The following is a 26,826-nucleotide window of genomic DNA, read 5'->3' on the forward strand; positions in this document are numbered from 1 at the left end:
TGCGCCCCTCCTGGCCACTCCCATACAAGGTAGGCGGTCACGGGAACCGCACAGATCCATTCCGGACACGGGTCCATCGCCCCGCCCGGGGCGCGGGGCGATGGCCGTCCGGTGAGCGGGGGAGGGCGCCGTCAGCGCTGCCTGCGCCAGGGCCCCGTGATCGCGAACATGATCCCGGGGTCCTGGATGTTGGCGTAGAGCGTCTTCCCGTCCGGTGAGAAGACGACCCCGGTGAACTCGCTGTACGAGGGGTCGTCCGGCGTGCCGAGGTTCAGCTCGTTGCGGGCGATGGGGTACGTCGCGCCGTCGTCCGTCGCGCCGAAGAGGTGCTGCACGCCTTCGCCGTCCTCGGCGATGACGAGCCCACCGTACGGCGAGACCGTGATGTTGTCGGGGCCGTCGAACGCGCCGTCCTTCGAGGGGTCGGCGTTGACGCTGAGCAGCACCTTGAGGGTGAGGGTGCGGTGCCTCGGGTCGTAGAACCAGACCTGGCCGTCGTGCGGCGCGCCGGGGCTGTCGTCCTCGCGGGCGTACGAGGAGACGACGTACGCGCCCCCGTCGGCCCACCACATGCCCTCCAGCTTTCTGGCACGGGTGACCTCGCCCGCCTTGAACTGCGCGCGCACGTCGGTCTCGCGCGCGTCGCGCTCGGGGACCTCGGCCCAGTCGACGCCGTAGACGGTGCCCGGCCTGGTGGCGTGCGAGAGGTCGTCGACGAAACGGCCGCCGGAGTCGGAGCACTTCATCGCCTGGAGCACCCCCGCGTCGTCGGCGAGTCCGCGCAGCTTGCCGCGTCCGTGCCGGAAGCCATGCGGCGGGACCCAGCGGTAGAGGAGCCCGTTGGGACCTGAGGCGTCCTCGGTCAGCAGCAAGTGGCCGCGCTTGGGGTCCACGACGACGGCCTCGTGGTCGTAGCGTCCGAGGGCCTTGAGCGGCTTCGGGTTCCGGTTGGCACGACGGTCGTACGGGTCGACCTCGAAGACGTAGCCGTGGTCCTTGGTCATGCCGTTCTCGCCGGCCCTGTCCGTGTTCTCCTCGCAGGTCAGCCACGTGCCCCACGGGGTGCGCCCGCCCGCGCAGTTGGTGGAGGTGCCCGCGATGCCGACCCACTCGGTGACGTGTCCTCCACGCCCTCCGCCATTCCCGGCCCCGCGCCCGCGCCCGCTCCCGGCGCCACCCTCGACCTCGACGACCGTGCAGCCGCCGGAGGCAGCGGGGTCGTAGACGAGGCCCTCGGTCAGGGGGACGGGGTGCTTCCAGTTGGCGCGCGGGCCCTTCAGCTCATGGTTGTTGACCAGCAGGACGCTGCCGCGAGGACCCTCGAAGGTGGCGGTGCCGTCGTGGTTGGACGGGGTGGACTCGCCGGTCTCCAGGGTGGTCTCGCCGCTGCGGGTCAGCACGCGGTACGCGAAGCCCGCAGGCAGTGCGAGGAGCCCGTCCGGGTCCGGTACCAGGGGGCCGTAGCCGCGGGTGCCGCGCTCTCCGTCGCCCGCGCCCGAGGCGTTCCCCGTGCCGTCCGCCGTCGCGTCCAGCGGCTCGGCCGCGGCGCTGGAGAGCCCGCCGGGGGCCGTGGCCAGGACACCGGCGCTGCCGACGATCGCGACCCCCGCTCCGGTGAGCGCGGAACGCACGGCGAAGTCTCTGCGGCTGAGCGACATCTTCACTCCTCATGGGCGGCACCGTTGAGCGATGGCGCCCGACACGGTCGCGCCCCACGGCGAACCGTCGCTGAACACCGCACGAAGTCCGGGCGCTGTTTGCCCGCATTCTCCGGAGCGCGGCGGGTGGCGCGGGGGCGGATGTGCTCGGGCGCGCTGGAAGACACTCTGCGCAAAGAACCATGGCAAACAAGGTCATCGACGGCAAGAGCCGCTCAACAGCATGATTTATGACGTACCGCCTTGACCGCCCCGCGGCACGGCAATAGGCAGACAGGAGACAGGCAGCACGTCCCGCTCCACGCCGCAGCCCCGGGTCGCGGCGCCCCGGGTCCGGCGCCCCGGCACCGATGCTCTGGCGCCGATGCCCCGGACCGGCCGACCGGCCAGGCGAAGAGAAGAGGTGGTTGGCGTGAGCCAGCCCGAGATGATGCGAGGACCCACCGGCGGCAAGGTCAGCGAGACCTCCCGCCAGCAGGCGACGTCGGACTTCCTGCGCCCCCAGGCACCGCTCGCGAACGTCGTCGGCTTCGGCCACGGCGTGAAGTGGACCGGCGGACGGCCCACGGGCGAGCAGGCCGTACTCGTCTTCGTGACGCAGAAGGTCCCCGAGTCGATGCTCGCCGAACGCGACGTCGTACCGCCCGTGATGGACGACGGCACCCCCACGGACGTGGTCGCCGTCGGCCAGGTGTCGGCGCAGCGCCAGGCCAGCCAGTCCCGGCCGGGCGGGCGGCGGGCCGACGACCAGCCCGGCGGATACCGCCCCGACGCCTCGGTCGTCGAGCAACTGGCGGGCGTCTCGACACCGCTGCTGGAGGAGCTGGGCCAGATCAGCCGCGGCCTCAGCTCGACGCGGGACGCGCAGGCCCTGATCCGCAGGCTGCGCCCCTGCCCCTCCGGCTTCTCGGTGGGGAACGTACGGGTGACGGCGGGCACGCTCGGCAGCGTGGTCTACGACCTGCTGCCCGACGCCACCGTCGACCCTCCCGCGCCGGGCCTCGGCTCGCCGTCGCGGTTCTACATCCTGTCCAACAACCACGTCCTCGCCGACTCCAACCGTGCCCAGCCCGGCAGCGCCATCGTGCAGCCGGGCGTGTTCGACGGCGGGCAGGACCCCGTGGACCGGATCGCGACGCTGGACCGCTTCGTGACCATCCAGTTCGCGCCGCAGATCCCGCTGGAGCGGCACAGCAACGTGGTCGACGCGGCGCTCGGGCGCGTCGACTTCCAGGACGCGACCCGCGAGCAGTACTTCAGCGGCGCGCCGCTGAGCTGGCGCCGCAAGGCCAACGTGGCCGTCGGTGACCCGGTGAAGAAGACGGGCCGCACCACCAACATCAGCTTCGGCCGCGTCATCGCGATCGACGCGACCATCGACGTGGACTACGGCACGGCCGGAACGGCCCGCTTCAAGGACCAGATCCTGACCACCAACATCTCGGCGGGCGGCGACTCGGGCTCCCTGGTCACCTCGCCGGACAACGTGGCCCTCGGGCTCCTCTTCGCGGGCTCCTCCGTCGTCACCGTCGTCAACCACATCGAGACGGTGCGCGCCCTGCTGCGCGTCGAGATCGCCGAACAACTGGCCTGAGCACCGCCCCGGCCCCGTACCGCCCGCACTGCCCGTACCGCCCCGTCCCGGAAGGGGGACGCGCCATGGCCACGGCCGCGCAGAAGAAGAAGGGCGGCACCACAGCCGCCCGTAAGGAACACCGCTTCATCAACCCGCAGGGTGCGGAGGTCAAGACGCGGGACGAGGCGTTCGCCTCACCGCAGACGGAGGTGACGGGCGAGGCACTGGAGGTCACGAACACGCTGGCGCTGCACAACGGCGCCGTCACGTTCGCCATCGAGGTGACGTACAACCCCAACACGTATCCACACGTGGTGACCGGCGGCCGGATCACCTCCGGCATCTGCGGCGCGCCCTGGGAGATCACCGGCGGGTCCATCGGCCAGCAACTGCGCCTGGACGCGAAGCGGACCGGAGGACAGGGATCCTGCGCGGACACGCTGGTGATCGTCGGCGAATACCAGAACCCGCCCGCCTACCGCGGCACATACGGGTTCGACGGAGCCGCGTCCTCCTTCCGCCACACGACCCGCTTCGGCGTCTGACGCCCCCTCCGGCCTTCCCCGGTCCCCCTCTCCCCCGGCGGGGGCCCGGGACGGCGGAGGGGAGGCAGGCGTCAGGCGCGGCTGCGGGCCTTGAAGGCGGCCTTACGGGCCTCCTTGGCGGTGCGCTTGTCGGGGTGGACGCGGCCCATGGCCTCCAGGACGTCACCCGTGGCGGGGTGTTCCACCTTCCACACCTTGTCGAAGAACCCCGCGTGCTGATCGACCAGGCCCTGCACCAGGCCTTGCAGTTCGTCCGACTCGGAGGGCTCGCCCGCCATGGCCAGTTGCGCCGCGATGGTGTCGACGGTCAGCCAGAAGACCATCTCCTCGTCGGGCTGCGGCACGTCCCCCGCGCCGCGTTCGGCCAGCCACACCCGCGCCAGCCCGCCCAGTTCCCTGTCGTCCAGCACCTCGCGCAGCGCGGGCTCCGCGTCGGCGCCCGCGAGGGAGAGCGCCTGCTGACAGCCGAGGCGGCGCGCGGGCGCGTCCTCGTCGGCGCCGCGTGCCGCGGCGAGGAGTTCGCGTGCCGCGTCGACGGGCGCACGGGCCGCGAGCCACGTCTCGCTCTCGGTCTGCGCGTCGGCCTCCGAGTACAGCGGCAGCGCGTCGAGCAGCCGCCGCGCGTCCGCCTCCGCGAGATCGCCGACCGCGGGCGCCTCGATCCCCGCGTCGCGCATCCGCACCCGCACCCCGTGCAGGCCCAGCGGGGTCAGCCGCACCATGCCGTAGCGCGAGACGTCCTCTTCGTCCAGCTCCTCCGGCAGCTCGCCACCCTCTTCGGCCTCCTGCGTCAGCGCCTCGTCGACGGGCTGGTACGCGAGCAGGCCCGTCGGCTCCAGGATGCGGAACTGCTCGTCCAGCTTCATCATCGCCGCCGAGACCTCTTCGAGGACGTCGTCGGTCGGCTCGTCCATGTCCTCGGGCACGATCATCGAGGCGGCGAGGACGGGCAGCGGCACCATCGCGCCCCCGGCGACGGCGCTGTCGGTGACCGTCAGCAGATAGAGGTTGCCCAGGGCGCTGTCGAGGAAGTCGGCCTCTTCCTCGGGGTTCCAGTCCATGGAGTCGAGGTCGATGGAGTCGGGGTCGATCTGCCCGTCCTCACCGACCGCGCTCTCCAGGCCGCCGAGCAGTTCCTCGAAGCTGGGCGTCGCCGCGTCGGCGAGCACGGTCTCCAGGCCGCCCTGCCACAGGTCGAGCACCTCGGCCGGGGTGCCCTTGCCCGTCAGCAGCTCCAGTTCCTCGCCCGCTGTCGCGGTGCCCACGGGCTCGTCCGTGGACAGCACCGGCCTGTCCCCTTCCCCGTCCCCGGACTCCGGATTCCCGCTCTCCTCGTCCTCGTCGACCTCCAGCAGCCCGGTGTCCACGGCGAGGTTCCACGCCTCGGCCGCCAGCGCGGGCGCCTCCGCGTCGTCGCCGATGCCGAGGTGTTCCACGGCGGCCTTGAGCTGGTCGGAGAGCAGTTCTCCGCCCGCACCGACGGGGACCCCTGCCTCCGCCCAGCGCGCGAGCCTCGCGGCCCGCGAGAAGAGCGGCGCGGCGAGCGCGTCCCGTGCCAGCTCGGCCTCGGAAGGCAGCCGTACGGGCGGCATCGTGGGACGGTCGTCACCGGTCATCTGCGCGTTCATCTCCTACAGGGGTACGGACGGTGCAAGGCCCCCAGGGTAGACGGGATCTGTCCCCCGCTGCCCGAATCGTGCACTTACCAATGACTCGCTCGGGCCGCCCGGCCCCGAAGATACGTCACATCCTTGACAACTCCCGTTTCGCCAGCAGACTTTACGCGCGTAGAGAATGCCCGGCACCACGTCCGTCACCCCCTCGGAGGGACCGTTGTCGTCTCGCCTCGCACGTACCTGCGCGCTCACCGTCGCCGCGCTGTGTTCCACGCTCTTCGTCCTTCCCTCCTCCGCCTCGTCGGCCACCCCGTCGGCCGCCGCGAGCGGAGCCGGTGAGGGCACCCGCGTCCACGACATCCAGGGCCCCACCCGCGTCTCGCCCCTCAAGGGCGAGCGGGTGACGGACGTACCCGGCGTCGTCACCGCGATACGCGGCTTCGGCTCGGCCCGCGGCTTCTGGCTCCAGGACCCCTCACCGGACGACGACCCGTCGACCAGTGAGGGGATCTTCATCTACACCGGCGGAACCACCCCCGATGTCTCGGTCGGCGACGCGCTGCGCGTCACGGGCGACGTCAGCGAGTTCTACCCCGGCGGCGCGGGCTCCGGGTGCCAGTCCCTCACCCAGCTCTCCAAGGCGACCTGGACCGTGGAGTCCCACGGCAACCGGCTGCCCCGCACCGAACACCTCGACGCCGACCGCGTCCCCGGCAGATACGCGCCGCGCGCCAAGAACGACGACGGAAACATCGAGCCCCTCCCCCTGCGCCCGCACAGCTACGCACTGGACCTGTACGAGTCCCTCGAAGGCATGCGCACCTCCGTCAGGAACGCGCCGGTCACCGGCCCCACGACCCAGTACAACGAGCTGTGGGTGACCGCCGACCCCCATGAGAACCGCACCCCGCGCGGCGGCACCCTCTACGGCTCGTACACCCAGCAGAACGGTGCCCGGATGAAGGTCTCCTCCCTCATCCCCTTCTCCGAGCGCCCCTTCCCCGAGGCGAACGTCGGCGACGCGCTGAAGGGCACCACAGCGGGCCCCCTGGACTACGACCAGTTCGGCGGCTACGCGATACGCGCGACCACACTCGGCGAGCTGAAGGACCGCGGCCTCGCCCGCGAGAAGACCCGCCCCCAGCGCGAGGACGAACTCTCCGTCGCCACCTACAACGTGGAGAACCTCTCCCCCAAGACGGACGCCGCCAAGTTCACCCGCCTCGCCGACGCCCTCGTCACCAACCTGGCCTCCCCCGACATCGTGACCGTGGAAGAGGTCCAGGACAACACGGGCCCGGCCGACGACGGCACCGTGGCCGCCGACGCGACGCTGGAGAAGCTGACCGCCGCCATCAAGGACGCGGGCGGGCCCGCGTACGAGTGGCGCCAGATCGACCCGGCCGACAACGCCGACGGCGGCCAGCCCGGCGGCAACATCCGCGTCGCCTTCCTCTACAACCCCGAGCGGGTCTCCTTCACCGACCGCCCGGGCGGCGACGCGGCCACCCCCGTCCAGGCCGTCGAGCGGGACGGCGCCCCTGCCCTGTCCGCCTCCCCCGGCCGCATCGCACCGCAGGACGCGGCATGGGAGGCGAGCCGCAAGCCACTGGCGGGCGAGTTCCGCTTCCGTGGGCGGCCCGTCTTCGTGATCGCCAACCACTTCAGCTCGAAGGGCGGTGGCGACCTGGAGGGCGACCAGCCTCTGGAGGGGCGCATCCAGCCACCCAACCGGTACTCCGAGCCGCAGCGCATCGAGCAGGGAAAGCTGGTGAACTCCTTCGTGAAGGATCTGCGTGCGATCGATCCCAAGGCGGTGGTCGTCGCCACGGGCGACTTCAATGACTTCAACTTCTCCCCCACTCTCGACGCACTGCGCGCGGGCCGCGCACTGACCAGCCCGATGAGCCGGCTGCCCGCGAACGAGCGGTACGGCTATGTGTTCAACGGGAACTCGCAGTCGCTGGACCATGTGCTGACCAGCCCTGGCGCGGGCCGGGTGGACTACGACGTCGTCCACATCAACGCGGAATTCCACGACCAGTCCAGCGATCACGACCCCTCGGTGGTCCGCCTTCCGCTCTCCTGACCCGACTGCGGGGCGTAGCCCAAGGGGCATGACCCGAGGCGGGGGAGGTGACGGGGCACGCTCTCTCATCCCTCCCGCCGCGGGCAGGCCGACCGCGAAGGGGTCAGGCGTCACGGCGTCGCAGCGTCGCGTAACCGGCGAGAAGCGCGACGGACGTCCACGCCATCACGAGCGCCAGCGCGCCCCATGGGCCGTAGTCCTGGCCGAAGCGTGGATCCTCCTGCGGGCCGCCGATGCGCATGAGCACCATGCCTGCCTGGTCAGGAAAGTACTGGAGGACGCTCTTCAGCACCGGGACGTTTCCGAGCCCCTGGGAGCCGAGGAAGAACAGCGGCAGCAGGATCCCCAGCGACACCACCGAGCTGCGCAGCAGCGTCGCCACCCCTATGGAGAACACGCATATGAGCGTCAGATAGACACAGGCACCCATCAGCGAGGGCAGCACTCCGTCCGCACCGAGCGTGGTGCCGTACGGCCCGAGGGTCGCCTGCGCCACGAGGAACGTGACCGGCACGGTGACCACCGAGACGCCGAGCGCCACCACCCCGCCCACCAGCGCCTTGCCGCCGAAGAACGCTCCACGTATCGGCACCGCTGCCAGCGAGGCCCGTATCGTCCCGGAGGAGTACTCGGAACCGACGAGGAGCACTCCGAACACCACGAGGGCGAGCTGTCCGATCGTCAGGCTGTACAGCCCGGCGACGACCGGGTGGAAGTTCACGACATCCTCGATGTCGGCGCGGAAGCTGCGTGCGATCAGCGCGCCGAGACCTGCGCTGAGGGCCAGGGCCAGCCCCAGGGCCCAGACCGTCGACCGCACGCTCCGGATCTTTATCCACTCGGCGGCGAGCACTGCCCGTCCGAATGCCATGTCGTCCCGCATGTCATCTCACCTCCCCGTTGCCGTGGTCGCTGTGCGGCAGTCCGTGCCCCGGTAGTCCACGGACTCGCCGGTGATCCGTATGAAGGCTTCTTCGAGCGACGCCGTCTGCCGCGCCACCTCGTGCACCGTCACGCCATGTGCCGCGATCAGCTCGCCTATGCGTGCCGGTTCCGCGCCGATGGCCTCCAGGCTGCCGTGGGCCCCTTCCTCGACGCGGATGCCAGCGCCGGTCAGCACCTCGCGTAACCGCTCGGGTTCAGGTGTGCGGACGCGCACGCAGGAGCGCGTATGACGGTCGATGAACTCGGCGGCGCTTGTGTCGGCGAGCAGCCGTCCTCGGCCTATGACGACGAGGTGGTCCACGGTCAGTGCCGCCTCGCTCATCAGGTGGCTGGAGACGAGGACCGTCCGCCCTTCGGCTGCCAGGGCCTTCATAAGGCCCCGGAACCAGAGGATGCCCTCCGGATCGAGGCCGTTGACCGGCTCGTCCAGCAGCAGCACGCGCGGATCACCCAGCAGTGCCGCGGCGATGCCGAGCCGTTGTCTCATACCGAGCGAGAATTTCCCCGCCCGCCGACTGATCGCACTCTCCAGCCCGGTCAGCTCGACGACTTCGCTGACCCGGTGCCCGGCTATCCGATTGCTGCGCGCCAGCCAGCGCAGGTGGGCACGCGCCGACCGCCCTCCGTGCACCGATCCGGCGTCCAGCAGGGCGCCCACCGTGCGCAGCGGTTCCCGCAGTTGGCGATAGGGCAGGCCCTCGATGCGGACATGGCCGCTGGTGGGCCTGTCCAGATCCAGCATCATGCGCATCGCGGTGGACTTGCCCGCGCCGTTCGGTCCGAGAAAGCCGGTCACCCGCCCCGGACGTACCTGGAAGGACAGTCCGTCGACCGCGGTGATCCGGCCGAAGCGCTTGGTCAGTTCGCAGACTTCGATCATGCCGATGACGATCCCGCACCGAACGGGCCCGGCACATCAGTCCACAGCCGGAGCGAAACAGCTCCGCCCAGAGGCTGAGCGACCCCGTCGAAGCAGCCCGCGTATCCGTCCCGAGGAGGAGCTGGGAGGACAGCCCGGAGACGGAAGCGGCGGTCAGTCCGCTGCGACTACGGTCTTGCGGTGAACAGGGGGAGAAAAATGGACGTGGAAGAGCAATACCCCATTTTGGCCCGATGGCTGAACAGACGTCGGCTGATCGTGGTGGACGGCGTGATCGTGTCCGGGTACACGGCCGTGCTGCTTGCCACCGGCCCAGCCGAGACCACGCCCGGGTCCGGCCCGGTGTCTGGCGGGGCCCCGCCGTGGGAGCAGCTCGTGCTGATGGTCGCGGCCACCGTGCCGCTCGCCCTCCGGCGGGTCCGGCCGCTGCCGGTGTTCATCGCCGTGGTCCTGGTGACCGCGCTGGCGGTGGCCAGGGACGCGATGTGGGATCCCCTTCTCCCCGCGGCCTTCGCGCTCTATACCGTCGCACTCACCAGTTCACTGCGCCGCTGGTGGGAGCGGTGGCTCCGCGCCCTCGCCATCGCGCTGCTCTGCGTCGCCGCGGCGCTGGGGCCGGTGCGCGCGGAGCCGGCGTACTGGTGGGCGGGCGGCCCCGGTCTGCTGCTGCTCGGCTTCGCGGCGCTGCTCGGTGCGTGGGAGCTGGGGCGTGCCGTCCGGCAGCGGCGCGCGGACGCGGCGCGTACGGCCGAGCACCTCACGCAGCGGGCCGTCACCGAGGAACGGCTGCGCATCGCCCGCGAGCTGCACGACGTGGTGACTCACAGCATGGGCCTGATCGCGGTCAAGGCGGGCGTCGCCAACCACGTCATACGCACACGTCCCGAGGAGGCGTACGACGCGCTGCGCGTCATCGAGACCACCAGCCGTGAGGCTCTCACCGACATGCGGCGGATGCTCGGCGTGCTGCGCTCCGAGACGGACGGCGCACGGCTGCCCCCGTCCGCGCTCGGTCCGGCACCCGGCCCCGACACCCTGCCCGAACTGGCGGAGCGGGCAGGCGCGGAGCTGTCTATACGTGGGGTGGAAGAGCTCCCGGAAGGGATAGGGCTCACCGTTCACCGGATCGTGCAGGAGGCACTCACCAACGTGGCCAGACACGCGGCACCGGGGACACCCTGCCGCGTGGTGGTCGAAGGGAGCGGGCGCGAGGTGCGCATCCAGGTGACCGATGACGGCCGTTGCCCGGCGCGGTCGGCGCAGCAGTCCGAATCCGGCGGTGGCCACGGCATTCTCGGGATGCGGGAGCGGGTCGCGGCATACGGCGGTACGTTCACCGCGGGACCGCGCCCCGAAGGCGGCTTCGCGGTGACCGCCACCCTGCCGTACAAGGAGGCGCAGTGAACGACGCGGACGCGTCGGCCGACAACGACCCCGCACCCAATCCAGGTCACGGTCCCGGTCCAGAGTCGGGCCCAGGTCCAGAGTCAGGTCCAGCACCCGCCTTGGCATCCAGCTCCGCGCCGAAGCCCGCTCCCGTGCCGACCCGCGTCCTGCTGGCCGACGATCAGGCACTGTTGCGTGGCAGTCTGCGGGTCCTGGTCGACGCCGAGCCCGGACTCACCGTCACGGGGGAGGCCGCGACGGGCGAGGAAGCGGTGCGGCTGGCACGTCAGGACCCACCGGATGTCGTCCTCATGGACGTACGGATGCCCGACATGGACGGCATCGAGGCGACCCGGCAGATCTGCGGCGCGCCTGAGACGCCGGACACGCGGGTGCTCATCCTGACCATGTTCGATCTGGACGACTATGTGTACGCGGCGCTGCGCGCCGGTGCCAGCGGCTTTCTGCTCAAGGACACTCCGCCGGGCGAGTTGCTGGCCGCCCTCCGCGTCGTCGCCGCGGGTGACGCGCTGCTGGCTCCGGCCGTGACACGGCGCTTGATCGCGGAGTTTGCCCGTCGCCCGGAGCCCTGTCCGCTGTTGGGCAAGGATCTGGACGGCGTGACCGAACGCGAACGGGAGGTGCTGACGCTCGTTGCCCGTGGCCTGTCCAACAGCCAGATCGCCAAGCGCCTGTATCTCGGGGTGGCGACCGTGAAGACACATGTGAGCCACCTGCTCACGAAGCTCGGAGTCCGCGACCGCGCGCAGTTGGTGATCGTCGCCTACGAGAACGGCCTGGTGAAGGCGGCGGATCCGTCCGCACCGACCGCCTTGCCGTGATGCCCCGTCGTGGTGAGCCGTCGGCCCGGCATGGTCAGTAGACGCCGGGCCCCGTCACGCCGCCCTGCCCTGCCGGACCGCCCGGGCCCGTCGCGCCGTCGTGCCCCGTCACCCCGCCGGGGTCCGCCATACCGTCGTGCCTCGGCGTGTCGTCGTGTCCCGTCACGTCGCGGACCAGGAGTGCCGCGCCCGCCACCGCGCCGGGCATCAGCAGCACCGCGACAAAGGGCACCAGGAAGCACAGCACCAGGGGCACCCCGAATCCGAGCGCGAGGGCCTTGCGGCCACGCAGTACCCGCAGCCGTTCCCGCACCGGAATCTCGCGGCGCTGCATCGCGACGGACGTCAGCTCCAGGGTGAGGAAGAACCCGGAGACGCAGAACCCGAGCACTGGGATCACGGTCTGACCGATCACGGGCACAAAGCCGAGGAAGAAGAGGGGTACGCCGAGGAGCATCGCGCGCCACAGCACATAGAGGCTGTCGCGCAGGGAGATCCACAGTTCGCTGGCCAGCGACCGGTCGACACCCTCCGGGCAGCCGCCCTCGGACTCCTCGACCTGCTCGGACAGCTTCTCGTAGAAGGGGTCACCGACGAGCAGCGTCACAGCGGTGAAGGTGAGCACCGACAGCAGCAGTCCGCCCGTCCACAGCAGCACGGCGAACAGGGCGCGGAGGGTGGTGCGCCAGCCCTCGGACCAGTCGTCGGCGAAGGGCGTGGCCCATGCGGCGATGTTGTCGGTCCAGAAGGCGAGGACGGTGAGCACCACCCCGTACAGCACGAGCGTGACCAGCGCGGGCAGCAGCCCGAAGCCGAACCAGCGCCCGTGGCTCAAGACCCACCGCTGTCCGCGGCCCAAGTACCGTACTCCCGCTGCAAGATCGCGCATGCCCGTAAGCCTATGGCCTACGGGCATGCGCGGTGACGGGAACCCCTGCCGGGGCCGCGAGCCCCCGCGAACCTCGGCGAGAACTCCGGGGAGTGCGTCAGTTGTTGCTGTGCAGCGCCTCGTTCAGGCCGCCCCAGGAGCCGGTGCGCTGAAGCACCTCGACCTTGCCGGAGGTGGAGTTGCGGCGGAAGAGCAGGTTGCTCGCGCCGTTCAGCTCGGCAGCCTTGACGATCTTGCCGTCGGGCAGCGAGACGCGCGTGCCCGCGGTGACGTAGAGGCCGGCCTCGACGATGCAGTCGTCGCCGAGCGAGATGCCGATGCCCGCCTCGGCGCCGAGGAGGCAGCGCTCGCCGATGGAGACGGTCTGCTTGCCGCCGCCGGAAAGGGTGCCCATGATCGACGCGCCGCCGCCGATGTCGGAGCCGTCGCCGACGACGACGCCCGCGCTGATGCGGCCCTCGACCATGGAGGTGCCGAGGGTGCCCGCGTTGAAGTTGCAGAAGCCCTCGTGCATGACCGTGGTGCCCTCGGCCAGGTGCGCGCCGAGGCGGACGCGGTCGGCGTCGCCGATGCGCACGCCCTTGGGCGCGACGTAGTCGGTCATGCGCGGGAACTTGTCGACGCTGGTGACGTTCACCTGCTTGCCCGCGGCGCGCGCGGCCAGCCGCACCTGCTCGATCTGGTCCACGGCGACAGGCCCGAGCGTGGTCCAGGCCACGTTCGCGAGCAGCGCGAACTGGCCCTCCAGGCTCAGCCCGTGCGGCTTCACCAGGCGGTGGCTGAGCAGGTGGAGCCGCAGGTAGACGTCGTGGGTGTCCAGCGGCTTGTCGTCGAGGGAGGCGATGACCGTCCGTACGGCCACGATCTCCACCCCGCGCACCGGGTCGGGACCCAGCGCCTTGGGCGCCGCCTCCCCCAGCAGCTCGGCGGCCCGCTCGGGGCTCAGCCGCTCGGTACCGGCGGGACCGGCTTCGGCGGCCAGCTCGGGCGCGGGGAACCAGGTGTCGAGGACGGTACCGTCGGCGGCGACGGTGGCGAGCCCGGCAGCGACTGCTCCGGAGGTACTGGTGCTGGGTGCTTCGGTCATACGTCGAACGCTATCCGGATTCGCGCCACGATGACGAACCGGTCCTGCCATGCGGGCATCCGCCCCCACCTCGGCCCGAGCCGCCCTCGGACCCCGAGCCCCGAGCCGCGCTCATCGGCCCGGCCCCCTCCGTCGGACCAACCCCGCCCGCCCCGCCCACCCCTCAACCAATGACGCGGGCGAGCGCAGCCCGGACCTCCTCGGGATCGAAGGTGCGGTCGGCGAGCAGCATTTGCAGCAGCAGCCCGTCGATGATCGCCACGAGGGCGCACGCCGTGCCCTCGTCCTTCGTGTGGCGCCCGATCACCTCGCACATCTCGTCCAGCCACGCCCTGGCCACAGGCTGGAGCGCGGGCCTGCGCAGCGCGGCGAGGTACAGCTCGTACTCCAACCGGATCCGTCCGCGCCCGCCCGAGGTGTACTGCTCCAGCAGCCGCGTCAGCGCGTCGGCCAGCGGTACCTCCTTGGACAGCTCCTCGTCCCAGCTCTCGACGGCGCTCTGCGGCTCGCTGGTGACCTGCTCCAGCGCGGCGACCAGCAGATCGTCCAGGCTGGCGAAGTGGTACGTCGTGGAGCCCAGCGGTACGTCGGCCTCGGCCGCGACCACGCGGTGGCTGAGGCCGCCGATTCCCTTCAGCTCGACGACGCGGATCGCGGCGTCGATGATGCGCTGCCGCCGCTCCGGGTCGTAGCGGCGCGGCATCAGTGCGCTCCGCCCAGGTTGAGGACGACGACTCCGGCGATCACCAGCAGCACGCCGATGATCTTCGCCGCTGTCACCGGCTCACCGACGAAGACCATGCCGATCGCGGCGACGGCCGCCGTACCCACCCCGGCCCAGATCGCGTAGGCGGTGCCGACCGACATGGTCTTGAGCGTCTGCGCGAGCAGCCCGAAGGCCACGAGGTACCCCAGCGCCGTGATCAGCGAGGGCCACAGCTTGCTGAAGCCGTCGCTGTACTTCATGGCCGTGGTCGCGAGCACCTCGGCGAAGATCGCTCCCGCGAGCGTCACATACATCATGCGTACGAGCGTACACAAGGGTGCGTACGCCCGTACACAAAGGCCGATGCCCCCCGCACACGGACACGCGGACACGCGGACACGAAAAGGGCCGTTCGCGGGCACCGCGCCGTCCGGCGCCGGCCAGGGGGCCGGGAACCCGGTGACGGGGGCCCGAATCACCCCCCCCCCCCCGCCCCCGCGCCCCCGCGCACCCCCACCGGGCGGGCCCCGCCCCCCCCGGGGCCGGCCACGGCCCTGGGCGCCGGATACCGGATACCGGATGCCGGAAACAGCACCCGCACCCGCCCCGCGCGGCCGCTCAGACGTTGAAGCCCAGCGCCCTGAGCTGCTCACGCCCATCGTCCGTGATCTTGTCCGGCCCCCACGGGGGCATCCAGACCCAGTTGATCTTCAGCTCGTTGACGATGCCCTCGGTCGCCGAGTTCGCCTGGTCCTCGATGACGTCGGTCAGCGGACAGGCCGCCGACGTCAGCGTCATGTCGATCGTGGCCACGTTCGAATCATCGACGTGAATGCCGTAGATCAGGCCCAGGTTGACGACGTCGATGCCCAGTTCCGGGTCGACGACGTCCATCAGCGCCTCGCGGACCTCTTCCTCGCTCGCGGGCTTGGTGGTGGTCTCGGTCATGCCGTCTTCTCCTTCGCCGAGTCCTCGCCCAGTGCCTGGGCCGTGGCGTCCTTCCATGCCATCCAGCTCAGCAGAGCACACTTCACACGCGCCGGATACTTCGAGACACCGGCGAATGCGACGGCGTCCTCCAGCACGTCCTCCATGGCGTCGTCCGGCTCGATCTGGCCCCTCGACTGCATCAGCTCCAGGAAGGTCTCCTGGATCCGACGCGCCTCGGACAGCTCCTTGCCGACCAGCAGGTCGTTCAGCACCGAGGCGCTGGCCTGGCTGATGGAGCAGCCCTGGCCCTCGTACGAGACGTCCTGGACGGTGTCGCCGTCGTACCGCACCCGCAGGGTGATCTCGTCACCACAGGTCGGGTTGACGTGGTGCACCTCGGCGTCGCCTTCGCGCAGGCCACGCCCGTGGGGGTGCTTGTAGTGGTCCAGGATCACTTCCTGGTACATCGAATCCAGCTTCACGAGTCAGTCCGTCCCGTCCCGTACATCCGTCCGTCCCGTCCGCCTCCGGCCTCAGCCGAAGAAATTCCGTACGTGCTCCAGCCCCTCGGCCAGAGCGTCGACCTCGGCGGGCGTGGAGTACAGATAGAACGACGCTCGCGTGGTCGCGGGAATTCCGTACCGCAGGCAGACGGGCCGTGCGCAGTGGTGGCCGACGCGGACGGCGATGCCCTCCTCGTCGAGGACCTGGCCCACGTCATGGGGGTGGATGTCGCCCAGCGTGAAGGAGATCACCGCGCCCCGGTCCTCGGCCGTGGTGGGGCCGATGATCCGCAGGTCCGGGACCTCCTTGAGCTTGGCGATCGCGTACTCCGTCAGCGCGTGCTCATGGGCCTGGATCTTGTCCATGCCGATCGCCGAGAGGTAGTCCACGGCGGCGCCGAGACCGACCGCCTGGGCGATCGGGGGCGTGCCCGCCTCGAACTTGTGCGGCGCGGGGGCGTATGTCGAGGCGCTCATCGTGACCGTCTCGATCATCTCGCCGCCGCCGAGGAACGGCGGCAGGTCGTCCAGCAGCTCCTGGCGGCCCCACAGCACGCCGATGCCCGTCGGACCGCACATCTTGTGCCCGGTGAAGGCGACGAAGTCGGCCTGGAGCGCCTGGACGTCCAGCACCATGTGCGGCGCGGCCTGCGAGGCGTCGATGACGACGAGGGCGCCGACCTCCTGGGCGCGCCGGACGATGGCCTCGACCGGGTTGACCGTGCCCATGAGGTTGGAGACGAGAGTGAACGAGACGACCTTGGTCTTCTCGGTGATGATCTCGTCGACCGCCGACAGATCGAGCCGCCCGTCGTCGGTGAGCCCGAACCACCGCAGCTTCGCGCCCGTGCGCTGCGAGAGCAGCTGCCACGGCACGATGTTGGAGTGGTGCTCCATCTCCGTGATGACGATCTCGGTGTCGTGCTCCACGCGGTAGGGCTCGTCGGCCCAGCCCAGCATGTTCGCCACGAGGTTGAGCGACTCCGAGGCGTTCTTGGTGAAGACCACCTCGTCGCGGCTGGGCGCGTTGATGAACGCGGCGACCTTGTCGCGCGCGCCCTCGTACAGCGCCGTGGCCTCCTCAGCGAGGACGTGCACACCTCGGTGGACGTTGGCGTGATGCCGCTCGTAGTAGTCGTTCAGCGCGTCGAGCACCTGGCGCGGCTTCTGGGAGGAGGCCGCGTTGTCCAGGTACACGATCTTCTTGCCGTCGTGGACCGTGCGGTCCAGGATCGGGAAATCCTTACGGAGCGCCTCTGTGTCGAGAAGGCCCGGCAGGTGTGTCACGCGGCGGCTCCCCCCTTCACGTACTCCTCGTAGCCCTCTTCCTCCAGCTTGTCGGCCAGCTCGGCGCCGCCGGACTCCACGATCCTGCCATTGGCGAAGACGTGGACGAAGTCGGGCTTGATGTAGCGCAGGATGCGCGTGTAGTGGGTGATCAGCAGGGTGCCGACCTCGCCGCCCTCGCGGACGCGGTTGACGCCCTCGGAGACCACGCGGAGCGCGTCGACGTCGAGGCCGGAGTCGGTCTCGTCGAGGACCGCGATCTTCGGCTTCAGCAGTTCGAGCTGGAGGATCTCGTGGCGCTTCTTCTCACCGCCGGAGAAGCCCTCGTTCACGTTGCGCTCGGCGAACTTGGGGTCGATGGAGAGCCGCTCCATGGCCTCCTTGACCTCCTTCACCCAGGTGCGCAGCTTCGGGGCCTCACCGCGGATGGCGGTGGCGGAGGTCCGCAGGAAGTTGGAGACGGACACACCGGGCACCTCGACCGGGTACTGCATGGCGAGGAAGACACCGGCACGTGCGCGCTCGTCGACGGACATCTCCAGGACGTCCTCGCCGTCGAGCTTCACCGAGCCGCCGGTGACGGTGTACTTCGGGTGACCGGCCAGGGAGTAGGCGAGCGTCGACTTGCCGGAGCCGTTCGGACCCATGATCGCGTGCGTCTCGCCCTGCTTCACGGTCAGGTCGACGCCGCGCAGGATCTCGTTCGGGCCGCCCTCGGTTTCGACGGAAACGTGCAGGTCGTTGATCTCAAGCGTTGCCATGGGGACTTCAGGACTCCTGGGTGACGGAGACGAGCACGTCGTCCCCTTCGATCTTTACGGGGTATACGGGGACGGGGCGCGTCGCGGGCGGCCCCGAGGGCTTGCCGCTGCGCAGGTCGAAGCTGGAGCCGTGCAGCCAGCACTCGATCTGGCAGTCCTCCACCTCGCCCTCGGAGAGCGAGACGTTCGCGTGGGAGCAGATGTCGTTGATGGCGAACACCTGCCCCTCCGTACGGACCACGGCCACCGGCACGCCGTCGAGTTCGACACGCTTGGGCGTGTCGTCCTCCAGCTCGCTGAGCGCGGTGGCGCGCACGTAGGACGCGGCACTCATACGGTCGCTTCCAGCTCTGTCTCGATCTTGGCCAGCAGACGCTCCTGGAGGTCCGGCAGGCCGATCTGCTGCACCAGCTCCGCGAAGAAGCCGCGGACGACGAGGCGCCGGGCGTCCTTCTCCGTGATGCCGCGTGCCATCAGGTAGAAGAGCTGCTCGTCGTCGAAGCGGCCCGTGGCCGAGGCGTGGCCCGCGCCGACGATCTCACCGGTCTCGATCTCCAGGTTGGGGACCGAGTCGACCCGCGCGCCGTCCGTGAGGACGAGGTTGCGGTTCAGCTCGTAGGTGTCGGTGCCCTCGGCCTCCTTGCGGATCAGCACGTCGCCGATCCACACGGCGTGGGCCGCCTCGCCCTGGAGCGCGCCCTTGTAGACCACGTTGCTCCGGCAGTTCGGCGTGTCGTGGTCGACGAAGAGGCGGTGTTCCTGGTGCTGGCCGTTGTCGGTGAAGTACAGGCCGTAGAACTCGGCCTCGCCGCCGGGACCCGCGTAGTTGACGCGCGGGTGGAGGCGGACGACGTCGCCGCCGAAAGTGACCACCACGGACTTGAACGAGGCGTCCCGGCCGACCAGCGCGTTGTGCTGCGAGCAGTGGACGGCGGTGTCGTCCCAGTCCTGCACGGACACGACGGTGAGCTTGGCGCCGTCGCCGACGTGGAACTCCACGTTGGCGGCGCGCACCGCGTCACCCGTGTGGTCGATGACGACGACGGCCTCGGCGAAGGCGCCGACGTCGAAGACGGTGTGTCCGTAGGAGACGCCGCCCTCGCCGTGCAGGGTGACCCGGACGGGCTCCTCCAGCACGGCCTCCTTGGGCACCGAGACGACCGTGGCCTTCTCGAAGGAGGAGAACGCCTGCGCGGCGACCCGGTCCACGGGCTTGCCGGTGCGGCCGATCCGGGCGTCGTCGCGCGCGACGGTCTCGACCGTCACCGCGTCGGGCGCCGAGATCTCGGCCTTCAGCGAGCCCGACGCCTCGGCCGAGCCGTCGTGCAGCCCCTTGAGCCGCTCCAGCGGAGTGAAGCGCCACTCCTCCTCGCGGCCGTGCGGCACCGGGAAGTCCGCCACGTCGAAGGACGGCGGCGCGCTCATCCGCGTAGCGACGGTGGACTCGGCCGCCACCGCGATCGACCCGGTGGTGTTCGAACCGACCGAAATGTTTTGAGCCTCAGCCATGGCTGTCGTGGTGCTCACTTTCTGAAAACAGGGGCCTGTGGTCTTCGTTCCGCGGGAGCCCGCGGCGCGACGGGGACGACGGGACGGCGTCAGCCGACCGCGCCCTCCATCTGGAGCTCGATCAGCCGGTTCAGCTCCAGCGCGTACTCCATGGGCAGCTCCTTCGCGATCGGCTCCACGAAGCCGCGGACGATCATGGCCATGGCCTCGTCCTCGGACAGACCGCGGCTCATCAGGTAGAAGAGCTGGTCGTCGCTGACCTTGGAGACGGTCGCCTCGTGGCCCATCGTCACGTCGTCCTCGCGGACGTCGACGTAGGGGTAGGTGTCCGAGCGCGAGATGGTGTCCACGAGCAGCGCGTCGCACAGCACGTTGGACTTGGAGCCCTCGGCGCCCTCGGCGATCTCGATGAGACCGCGGTACGAGGTGCGGCCACCGCCGCGGGCCACCGACTTGGAGACGATGTTGGAGGAGGTGCGGGGCGCCATGTGCACCATCTTCGCGCCCGCGTCCTGGTGCTGCCCCTCACCCGCGAAGGCGACGGACAGGGTCTCGCCCTTGGCGTGCTCGCCCATGAGGTAGACGGCGGGGTACTTCATGGTGACCTTGGAGCCGAGGTTGCCGTCGACCCACTCCATGGTCGCGCCCTCGTAGGCCACGGCACGCTTGGTGACCAGGTTGTAGACGTTGTTCGACCAGTTCTGGATCGTCGTGTAGCGGCAGCGTCCGCCCTTCTTCACGATGATCTCGACGACGGCGGAGTGCAGCGAGTCCGAGTTGTAGATCGGCGCGGTGCAGCCCTCGACGTAGTGCACGTAGGCGTTCTCGTCGACGATGATCAGCGTCCGCTCGAACTGGCCCATGTTCTCCGTGTTGATCCGGAAGTAGGCCTGGAGCGGGATGTCCACGTGGACGCCCGGCGGGACGTAGATGAAGGAGCCGCCGGACCACACCGCGGTGTTCAGCGCGGCGAACTTGTTGTCACCGGCGGGGATCACGGTGCCGAAGTGCTCCTGGAACAGCTCCGGGTGCTCGCGCAGCGCCGTGTCGGTGTCCAGGAAGAGGACGCCCTTCTCCTCCAGGTCCTCGCGGATCTGGTGGTAGACGACCTCGGACTCGTACTGCGCGGCGACGCCGGCGACCAGGCGCTGCTTCTCCGCCTCGGGGATGCCGAGCTTGTCGTACGTGTTCTTGATGTCCTCCGGCAGGTCCTCCCAGCTCTGGGCCTGCTTCTCGGTGGACCGCACGAAGTACTTGATGTTGTCGAAGTCGATGCCGGAGAGGTCCGAGCCCCAGTTGGGCATGGGCTTCTTCTCGAACAGCTTCAGGCCCTTGAGCCGGAGCTTCAGCATCCAGTCCGGCTCGTTCTTCTTCCCCGAGATGTCGCGGACGACATCCTCGGAGAGGCCGCGCTTGGCCGTGGCACCGGCCGTGTCGGAGTCGGCCCAGCCGTACTCGTACTTGCCCAGACCCTCGAGCTCGGGGTGGGCAGTCTCCGTAGGAGAGGTCATGCGGGGTTCCTCCCGGCGGTGTTCACAGATGCTGTGGTGGCTTCGGTTGTCTTGCTGGTGGTCCTGGGCGGCTGCGCCTGGGCCTGCGCCTGGGCGTGCCCCTGGCCGTGAATCTGCGGGATGAAGGTGGTGCACACCCCGTCACCGTGGGCGATCGTGGCCAGCCGCTGCACGTGGGTGCCGAGCAGGCGGGAGAAGACCTCGGTCTCCGCCTCGCACAACTGCGGAAACTGCTCGGCGGTGTGGGCCACCGGACAGTGGTGCTGGCAGAGCTGCTCTCCGGCGGAGGCGGGCGCGCTGCGCGCCGTGGCAGCGTACCCGTCCTGCGTGAGGGCCTCGGCGAGCGCCCTGGCGCGGTCCTCGGGCGGGACCTGCTCCAGCGCGCGGTGATACCGCTCCGCCTGCGCTGCGACGCGGGCGCGCGCGAACGCGGCCACGGCGGCGTCTCCCAGCTCGCCGCCACCGGCGGTCTGCGCGATCCAGCGCAGCGCGTCGGCCGCCAGTTGGTCGTAGTCCTGGTCGAAGGCGTCCCGGCCGCACTCGGTGAGAGCGAAGACCTTGGCGGGGCGGCCTCGGCCGCGCGAGCCGTAGACCCGCTTCTCGCGGGGTTCGACCACTCCCTCGGCGGCCAGCGCGTCGAGGTGGCGGCGCACGGCCGCCTGGGTGAGTTCGAGTCGCAGTGCCAGCTCGGCGGCGGTTGACGGCCCGTTGTCGAGAATGGAGCGCGCGACCCTGTTCCTCGTACCGTGCTGTTCGTCGAGGGGCGCGGGCACGGGCTGCCCGCCGGGGGCCGTCGCGGCCTCCGGGAGCGTCTCGTGTGCGTCACCCTTCTTTTTCACAACGCCATTGTTGCGTAATTCCCCGGAAGGCGGCAAGCGGGGTCATGACCTGCCGCAATGGGGTGCATCACGTAAGGCCACCCTTACCGGCGGGCGCTCCACGAGCTACGCACCGCCCCACGAACCAGGCACTGACCTGGGCTCCCTAGACTTCCCCGTATGCGAACTGGAGCGGCTGTCGAGGTCGCGGGGCTGGTGAAGCGGTACGGCGCGAAGACCGCGGTGGACGGTCTTGACCTGTCCGTCGGAGAGGGCACCGTGACCGCGATCCTCGGCCCCAACGGCGCGGGCAAGACGACCACGGTCGAGACCTGCGAAGGCTACCGGCGGCCCGACGGCGGCACCGTGCGCGTACTGGGGCTCGACCCCGTCGCGCAGAGTGGCCTGCTGCGCCCCCGCGTCGGCGTGATGCTCCAGAGCGGAGGCGTCTACTCCGGGGCCCGCGCGCACGAGATGCTGCGCCACATGGCGGGCCTCCACGCGCACCCCCTGGACGTGAACGCGCTGATCGAACGGCTCGGCCTCGGAGGCTGCGGCCGTACGGTCTACCGGCGGCTGTCCGGCGGACAGCAGCAGCGGCTCTCGCTGGCCATGGCCGTCGTCGGCCGCCCCGAGCTGGTCTTCCTCGACGAGCCCACGGCGGGCCTCGACCCACAGGCGCGACGCGCCACCTGGGAGCTGGTGCGGGAGCTGCGGTCCGACGGCGTCACCGTCGTGCTGACCACCCACTACATGGACGAGGCCGAGGAGCTGGCCGACGACGTGGCCATCGTGGACGCGGGCAAGGTCATCGCCCAGGGTGCCCCCGAGGAGCTGTGCAGGGGCGGGGCCGAGAACACGCTCCGCTTCACCGGGCGCCCCGGACTCGACCTGACCTCGCTGCTCAAGGCCCTGCCCGCCAACACGGCAGCGGCGGAACTGACCCCGGGCGGCTACCGCCTCACCGGCACCGTCGACCCCCAGCTCCTGGCAACAGTGACCTCCTGGTGCGCGCAGAACGGCGTGATGCCCGACCGCATCTCGGTGGAGCGGCGCACTCTTGAGGACGTTTTCCTTGAGCTGACGGGAAAGGAGCTGCGGTCATGACGCGGCACGCCTGCCACACCCCCGGCCGGGGGCCCGGGGGTCGTCCCCCGGAGAACAGCAGCCTGGAGCTGACGGGAAAGGAACCGCGGTCATGACGCGGCACGCCTGCCACACCAAGGAGTCGCGGTCATGAGCGCCGGATCCGGAACCTTCACGCCACGGCCCGGTGCCGCGCCGCTGCCCCGCATGATCGCGGCGCAGGCGGCACTGGAGACCCGGATGCTGCTGCGCAACGGGGAGCAACTGCTGCTCACCGCCGTCATCCCGACCCTGCTGCTGGTGCTCTTCAGCGCCGTCGACATCATCGACGTCCCCGTGGACACGGCGGGCGGCCAGGGCGGGCGTGTCGACTTCCTGGCGCCCGGCATCCTCGCCCTGGCCGTGCTGTCCACGGCCTTCACCGGGCAGGCGATCTCGACGGGCTTCGAGCGGCGCTACGGCGTGCTCAAGCGGCTCGGCGCCTCGCCGCTCCCCCGCTGGGGCCTGATGACGGCGAAGACGTGCGCGGTCCTGGTGATCGAGGTGCTCCAGCTCGTCCTGCTGACCGTGGTCGCCCTCGCGCTGGGCTGGTCGCCGCACGGCAACCCGCTGTCCGTGCTGCTCCTGCTCCTGCTGGGCACGGCCGCCTTCTCCGGGCTCGGGCTGCTGATGGCCGGGACGCTCAAGGCGGAGGCGACGCTCGCCGCCGCCAACCTGGTCTTCATCCTGCTGCTGGTCGCGGGCGGGATCATCGTGCCGTTGGAGAAGTTCCCCGGCGCCGTGCAGGGCGTCCTCCAGTTGCTGCCCGTTTCCGCCCTCTCCGACGGCCTGCGCGACGTGCTCCAGCACGGCTCCGGCACGCCGTGGGCCGATCTGGGCGTCCTCGCCGTGTGGGCGGTGCTGGGGCTGGGCGCGGCGGCGCGGTTCTTCAAGTGGGAGTGACCCCTTCCCCAGGGGGTTCGCCCCCTGGGACACCCGGCCCGCACCCCTCGTGAAAGCACGCACAAGCACGCCCGTACGATGGGCGCGTGCCGAAATTGCTCGAACTCGTACGTAACCCCGTCGCGTACGTCGCCGCCCGCTGGACCCCGACTCAGCGGACCCTCCAGCGGGCCACGCTGGCCGCCCTCCTCATGAGCGTCTTCATCGTCGTGACCGGCGGCGCCGTGCGGCTGACGGGCTCGGGGCTCGGGTGCGACACCTGGCCCAAGTGCAGCAGTGACAGCCTCGTCGCCACCTCCGAGATGGGGATCCATGGCGCGATCGAGTTCGGCAACCGGATGCTGACGTACGTGCTCAGCGCCGCCGTCGGCTGGGCCATCGTCGCCGCGCGCTCCGCCAAGCCGAAGCGCAGGGGCCTCAGCCGCCTCGCCTGGGGGCAGTTCTGGCTCGTCGTGGCCAACGGCATCATCGGCGGCATCACGGTGCTGACCGAGCTGAACCCCTGGACCGTCGCCGGACACTTCCTGCTCGCCAGCACGCTGCTCACCCTCACGGCGGTGACCTGGCTCAGGGCGCGGGAAGGCGACGCCGAGCCGCGTCCGCTGGTGGGCAGGCCGGTGAAGCAGCTCGTGATCGGGCTCGCCGTCTTCGCGGGCGCGCTGATCGTCGTGGGGACGGCCGTCACGGGGTCGGGGCCGCACGCGGGCGACAGCAGCGAGGTCCCGCGCATGCCCTTCGACCCGAAGGTGGTCACGCAGGCGCACGCGGCGCTCGCCTGGATCGTCGTGGCCCTCACGCTCGCCGTCTGGTTCGTGCTGCGGGCCGTGGACGCTCCCGCGGGGCCCAGGCGGCGCACGCGCGAGCTGTTCCTCGTCCTGATGGCCCAGGGCGTCATCGGCTACGTGCAGTACTTCACCGACCTGCCCGAACTGCTGGTGGGCATCCACCTGCTGGGCTCGACGCTCGTGTGGATCGCCGTGCTGCGGCTGCTGCTCTCGCTGCGCGAGCGCGGCGCGCCGCTGCCCATGGAGCCCACGGGCACGACGAGCACGACGAGCACGAAGGGGGCCGGGGCCACCGTTCCCGCGCCCTCGGAGCCCGAGGACGCACGGCCCGGACCCGGGCCCGAGGACGCGCGCCCCGAAGGCTCCGGTTCCGGTTCCGGTTCGGCCCCCGGCCCGGCGACGGATCAGCCCGCGGCCACGTCAGGACCGTCCGCCCCGTCCAGGCCGTAGACGCGCCGCGCCGTGCCGCCCGCCAGTTGGCGGGCGATGCGCGCCGCGTCCGTGCGGGTGCAGAAGCCCTCGCCGACCCACTCCCCCAGCAGCCGCTCCAGCTCGCCCGCGAAGGCGCGCGCCCGTACCACGTACAGCTCGGGCAGCGCGCGGGCCTCGGAGGAGAAGAGCAGCTTGCCGAACGGTGCCTCGTACAGCGTCTCGGCGGGGCGCGGTCCCGCGTCCGCGTAGGTGTGCGGGAAGGCGGCGGCCAGCCGGGCCGCCGCACGGTGGTGCGGGCGCCGCGCGAGCAGCACCACCTCGGTACCGAGCCCGGAGCTGGCGCGTAGGAACCCCTCCAGCGGCGTGGGGTCGCCGCAGCGCAGCCGCACAGGCCGCCCCGTGACGAGGGCGCTCCACAGCAGATGCCGCACGAGCGCGGGCTCGCTCCGCAGCGCGTGGTGCGCCGTCCCGCACTCCCCGTCACGCGCCGGCCCCCCGGCACGGGGCGGGGGCACGGCGGCGACGGCGGGCCGCGAGCGGGAGCGGTCCGTGCCACCCGTACGGTTCCCGTAAGCGCCGTGGCCTTCGTAGTCCCCGTAGTCCCCGTAGTCCGCCGGCCGGGCGTGCGGGCCATGGCGTCGGGCGCCGTTCTGGCGCTCGGCGCGGGCCCGCAGCCACCGCGTGGCGGCCCGCTGGACCTCGGCCAGCACGGGCGCCCTGGCCTCGTGGAACCCCGCGTCGCAGGTGAAGGCCACCGCCTCGCGGGCCGCGCTGTGCAGGGCCTCGGCGGTGTTGGCGACGAAGGACCGCACGGAGCCCGAGGTGTCGGCGACCTGCGCGGCCAGGGTCTCCAGGCAGACCACCTCGCGCGCCGTGGCACTCGCCGCGGCGGCCAGCTCGTCGGGTGAGGTCAGCCCGTGCCGGTCGGGCGTGCACGCCGGGACGGGGGCCGGGGCCGGAACCGGGTCCGGCGGGGTGGCGGTGTCCACGAGGAAGCAGCCGATGCCGCTGCCGCGCAGCAGCGTGCGCCCCGCGGCGAACGCGCCCAGCTCCCTGCGCCTGGCCAGATAGCGGGCCGGGGAGCAGTGGGGTTCGAGGCCGAGCAGCGGCGGGCACCAGCGGCGCAGCGCGAAGCCGAGACGGCTGTCGAAGAAAGTGCCGCTGCGGGGCGCGGCGCCGCCTACGGCGGCGGCCAGGTGGGTCTCGAAGGTGCCGAGGCCGAGTTCCTCGTGGAGCACGCCGAAGTTGTGCTGGTCGACGAGCGCGTACGGGCCGCCCGCGACGGTGGGGAACAGCCCGGCGGTGGCCTGGGGCATCTCCCACGGTGAAACCGGGAGAGATCGCGGCCTCCCCCCGGAACCTGCGGTCATCGCGCCTCCTCGTCCCAGTGGGACTAACGGCCGGAGGCGGATTGGGTGGCGGGCGCCCCATACGGGTGTGTCGTCCGTCTCGCGCCCGGCGAGGGCGTCGCCAGCCGATATACCCGCCGGTAGCATCGTGTGCATGGCAGACAGCAGCAAGCGGGCGGCCCGGCTCGCCAAGGAGATCACCGCGTTCGCCAAGAGCCACGGCGGCAGCGCCGAGGGACAGATCGCCTATGTGGGGCAGGTCGGCGCCCGCATCGTGCTGGTCGGCTCCGACGGCACCTGGGGCGACCTGATGGCGCCGTCCGTGGAGACCGCGCGAGAGGCCGCCGAGCGCGCGGACCTCACCCTGCGCGAGACGTTCGACAGCGAGATGGCGGAGAAGGTGCGCACGGGCCCGTACGAGTGGACCCGGATGGCAGGTATCCAGATCGGCGGCCCGTCCAACACCTGACCCGCCCGACCCCGGCACCCGTACGGCCGTACCGCTCCACACACCCGGTACGGCCCCTACAACCCCGTCGCGGCCGAAGAGAAGAGGGGCCCCCCCCCCCCGCGGGGGGGGCCCGGGCTGGTGGTGGGGGGGGGGGGGGGGCCCGCGGGGGGGGGGTTTGGGCCCCCCCCCGCCGGGGGGGCCGCGGGGGGGGGAAGCGCGCGTGGGGGGGCACCGGGGCGACCG

26 protein-coding genes are annotated in these 26,826 nt (G+C 71.1%); 9 read left to right on the forward strand and 17 right to left on the reverse strand.

The window, feature by feature from the left end:
- Positions 1–131: 131 nt before the first annotated feature.
- Complete coding sequence (locus ACWGJ2_RS08110; RefSeq protein WP_453345157.1) at positions 132–1,658, reverse strand: alkaline phosphatase PhoX; 1,527 nt, start codon at positions 1,656–1,658, stop codon at positions 132–134.
- 412 nt (positions 1,659–2,070) lie between these two features.
- Between ACWGJ2_RS08110 and ACWGJ2_RS08115 the strand changes: the two genes are divergently transcribed.
- On the forward strand, positions 2,071–3,252 hold the full coding sequence (locus ACWGJ2_RS08115) for a hypothetical protein (protein WP_453345158.1): 1,182 nt from the start codon (positions 2,071–2,073) through the stop codon (positions 3,250–3,252).
- Positions 3,253–3,317: 65 nt separating this feature from the next.
- Positions 3,318–3,779, forward strand: coding sequence for a hypothetical protein (locus ACWGJ2_RS08120; protein WP_453345159.1), 462 nt, complete (start codon positions 3,318–3,320; stop codon positions 3,777–3,779).
- A 71-nt stretch (positions 3,780–3,850) separates the two neighbouring features.
- Here the strand turns inward: ACWGJ2_RS08120 and ACWGJ2_RS08125 are convergent, their stop codons facing one another.
- The gene (locus tag ACWGJ2_RS08125) at positions 3,851–5,395 is read right to left on the reverse strand and encodes a hypothetical protein (protein WP_453345160.1); all 1,545 of its coding nucleotides are present in this window, start codon (positions 5,393–5,395) and stop codon (positions 3,851–3,853) included.
- Positions 5,396–5,573: 178 nt separating this feature from the next.
- On the opposite strand from ACWGJ2_RS08125, the gene ACWGJ2_RS08130 reads away from it, so the two are divergent.
- Positions 5,574–7,484, forward strand: coding sequence for an endonuclease/exonuclease/phosphatase family protein (locus tag ACWGJ2_RS08130; protein WP_453345161.1), 1,911 nt, complete (start codon positions 5,574–5,576; stop codon positions 7,482–7,484).
- Positions 7,485–7,587: 103 nt separating this feature from the next.
- Here the strand turns inward: ACWGJ2_RS08130 and ACWGJ2_RS08135 are convergent, their stop codons facing one another.
- Complete coding sequence (locus ACWGJ2_RS08135; RefSeq protein ID WP_453345162.1) at positions 7,588–8,367, reverse strand: ABC transporter permease subunit; 780 nt, start codon at positions 8,365–8,367, stop codon at positions 7,588–7,590.
- 6 nt (positions 8,368–8,373) lie between these two features.
- Positions 8,374–9,309 carry an ABC transporter ATP-binding protein gene (locus tag ACWGJ2_RS08140; protein WP_453345163.1) on the reverse strand — a complete coding sequence of 312 codons (936 nt, stop codon included), beginning with the start codon at positions 9,307–9,309 and terminating at the stop codon, positions 8,374–8,376.
- A gap of 204 nt (positions 9,310–9,513) precedes the next feature.
- On the opposite strand from ACWGJ2_RS08140, the gene ACWGJ2_RS08145 reads away from it, so the two are divergent.
- Together ACWGJ2_RS08145 and ACWGJ2_RS08150 are read left to right on the forward strand one after the other, a co-directional pair.
- On the forward strand, positions 9,514–10,713 hold the full coding sequence (locus ACWGJ2_RS08145; RefSeq protein WP_453345164.1) for a sensor histidine kinase: 1,200 nt from the start codon (positions 9,514–9,516) through the stop codon (positions 10,711–10,713).
- Positions 10,714–10,814: 101 nt separating this feature from the next.
- Complete coding sequence (locus ACWGJ2_RS08150) at positions 10,815–11,537, forward strand: response regulator (protein ID WP_453345165.1); 723 nt, start codon at positions 10,815–10,817, stop codon at positions 11,535–11,537.
- Positions 11,538–11,571: 34 nt separating this feature from the next.
- Here ACWGJ2_RS08150 and ACWGJ2_RS08155 read toward each other — a convergent pair whose 3' ends face one another.
- The 12 genes from ACWGJ2_RS08155 to ACWGJ2_RS08210 all read right to left on the reverse strand — a co-directional run bounded on the left by ACWGJ2_RS08155 (position 11,572) and on the right by ACWGJ2_RS08210 (position 21,559).
- The gene (locus tag ACWGJ2_RS08155) at positions 11,572–12,426 is read right to left on the reverse strand and encodes an EI24 domain-containing protein (RefSeq protein ID WP_453345166.1); all 855 of its coding nucleotides are present in this window, start codon (positions 12,424–12,426) and stop codon (positions 11,572–11,574) included.
- A 97-nt stretch (positions 12,427–12,523) separates the two neighbouring features.
- Entirely contained in the window at positions 12,524–13,513 is a 990-nt protein-coding gene (gene dapD, locus ACWGJ2_RS08160; RefSeq protein ID WP_453345167.1) for a 2,3,4,5-tetrahydropyridine-2,6-dicarboxylate N-succinyltransferase, read from the reverse strand.
- A gap of 163 nt (positions 13,514–13,676) precedes the next feature.
- Complete coding sequence (locus ACWGJ2_RS08165) at positions 13,677–14,216, reverse strand: TetR/AcrR family transcriptional regulator (protein ID WP_453345168.1); 540 nt, start codon at positions 14,214–14,216, stop codon at positions 13,677–13,679.
- Positions 14,216–14,536, reverse strand: coding sequence for a DMT family transporter (locus ACWGJ2_RS08170; protein WP_453345169.1), 321 nt, complete (start codon positions 14,534–14,536; stop codon positions 14,216–14,218). Before ACWGJ2_RS08170 ends, ACWGJ2_RS08165 begins: the two co-directional genes overlap by 1 nt.
- A 301-nt stretch (positions 14,537–14,837) precedes the next feature.
- Positions 14,838–15,167, reverse strand: a complete 330-nt coding sequence (locus tag ACWGJ2_RS08175; RefSeq protein WP_453345170.1) for a metal-sulfur cluster assembly factor — start codon at positions 15,165–15,167, stop codon at positions 14,838–14,840.
- Positions 15,164–15,631, reverse strand: a complete 468-nt coding sequence (gene sufU, locus ACWGJ2_RS08180) for a Fe-S cluster assembly sulfur transfer protein SufU (RefSeq protein ID WP_453345171.1) — start codon at positions 15,629–15,631, stop codon at positions 15,164–15,166. Before sufU ends, ACWGJ2_RS08175 begins: the two co-directional genes overlap by 4 nt.
- Positions 15,632–15,682: 51 nt before the next feature.
- Positions 15,683–16,939: a cysteine desulfurase gene (locus ACWGJ2_RS08185; RefSeq protein WP_453345172.1), complete on the reverse strand. Its 1,257-nt coding sequence runs from the start codon at positions 16,937–16,939 to the stop codon at positions 15,683–15,685.
- Positions 16,936–17,700 carry a Fe-S cluster assembly ATPase SufC gene (gene sufC / locus ACWGJ2_RS08190; RefSeq protein ID WP_453345173.1) on the reverse strand — a complete coding sequence of 255 codons (765 nt, stop codon included), beginning with the start codon at positions 17,698–17,700 and terminating at the stop codon, positions 16,936–16,938. Before sufC ends, ACWGJ2_RS08185 begins: the two co-directional genes overlap by 4 nt.
- Positions 17,701–17,707: 7 nt before the next feature.
- Positions 17,708–18,034: a non-heme iron oxygenase ferredoxin subunit gene (locus ACWGJ2_RS08195; protein WP_453345174.1), complete on the reverse strand. Its 327-nt coding sequence runs from the start codon at positions 18,032–18,034 to the stop codon at positions 17,708–17,710.
- Positions 18,031–19,209, reverse strand: coding sequence for a Fe-S cluster assembly protein SufD (gene sufD, locus ACWGJ2_RS08200; RefSeq protein ID WP_453345175.1), 1,179 nt, complete (start codon positions 19,207–19,209; stop codon positions 18,031–18,033). Before sufD ends, ACWGJ2_RS08195 begins: the two co-directional genes overlap by 4 nt.
- Before the next feature lie 89 nt (positions 19,210–19,298).
- Positions 19,299–20,720 carry a Fe-S cluster assembly protein SufB gene (gene sufB, locus ACWGJ2_RS08205; RefSeq protein ID WP_453345176.1) on the reverse strand — a complete coding sequence of 474 codons (1,422 nt, stop codon included), beginning with the start codon at positions 20,718–20,720 and terminating at the stop codon, positions 19,299–19,301.
- Positions 20,717–21,559, reverse strand: coding sequence for a helix-turn-helix transcriptional regulator (locus tag ACWGJ2_RS08210; protein ID WP_453345177.1), 843 nt, complete (start codon positions 21,557–21,559; stop codon positions 20,717–20,719). The genes sufB and ACWGJ2_RS08210 overlap by 4 nt, the downstream gene beginning before the upstream one ends.
- Positions 21,560–21,718: 159 nt before the next feature.
- Between ACWGJ2_RS08210 and ACWGJ2_RS08215 the strand changes: the two genes are divergently transcribed.
- The 3 genes from ACWGJ2_RS08215 to ACWGJ2_RS08225 all read left to right on the forward strand — a co-directional run bounded on the left by ACWGJ2_RS08215 (position 21,719) and on the right by ACWGJ2_RS08225 (position 24,801).
- Positions 21,719–22,645 carry an ABC transporter ATP-binding protein gene (locus tag ACWGJ2_RS08215; protein ID WP_453345178.1) on the forward strand — a complete coding sequence of 309 codons (927 nt, stop codon included), beginning with the start codon at positions 21,719–21,721 and terminating at the stop codon, positions 22,643–22,645.
- 129 nt (positions 22,646–22,774) lie between these two features.
- Complete coding sequence (locus ACWGJ2_RS08220) at positions 22,775–23,566, forward strand: ABC transporter permease (RefSeq protein WP_453345179.1); 792 nt, start codon at positions 22,775–22,777, stop codon at positions 23,564–23,566.
- Between the two features lie 86 nt (positions 23,567–23,652).
- Positions 23,653–24,801: a COX15/CtaA family protein gene (locus ACWGJ2_RS08225; RefSeq protein ID WP_453345180.1), complete on the forward strand. Its 1,149-nt coding sequence runs from the start codon at positions 23,653–23,655 to the stop codon at positions 24,799–24,801.
- On the opposite strand, the gene ACWGJ2_RS08230 is transcribed toward ACWGJ2_RS08225, so the two are convergent.
- The gene (locus ACWGJ2_RS08230) at positions 24,756–26,099 is read right to left on the reverse strand and encodes an amidohydrolase (RefSeq protein ID WP_453345181.1); all 1,344 of its coding nucleotides are present in this window, start codon (positions 26,097–26,099) and stop codon (positions 24,756–24,758) included. The genes ACWGJ2_RS08225 and ACWGJ2_RS08230 overlap by 46 nt on opposite strands.
- Before the next feature lie 187 nt (positions 26,100–26,286).
- Between ACWGJ2_RS08230 and ACWGJ2_RS08235 the strand changes: the two genes are divergently transcribed.
- Entirely contained in the window at positions 26,287–26,601 is a 315-nt protein-coding gene (locus ACWGJ2_RS08235; RefSeq protein ID WP_453345182.1) for a hypothetical protein, read from the forward strand.
- Positions 26,602–26,826: the final 225 nt, after the last annotated feature.

The organism is Streptomyces sp. NPDC054796 (genome assembly GCF_053611545.1).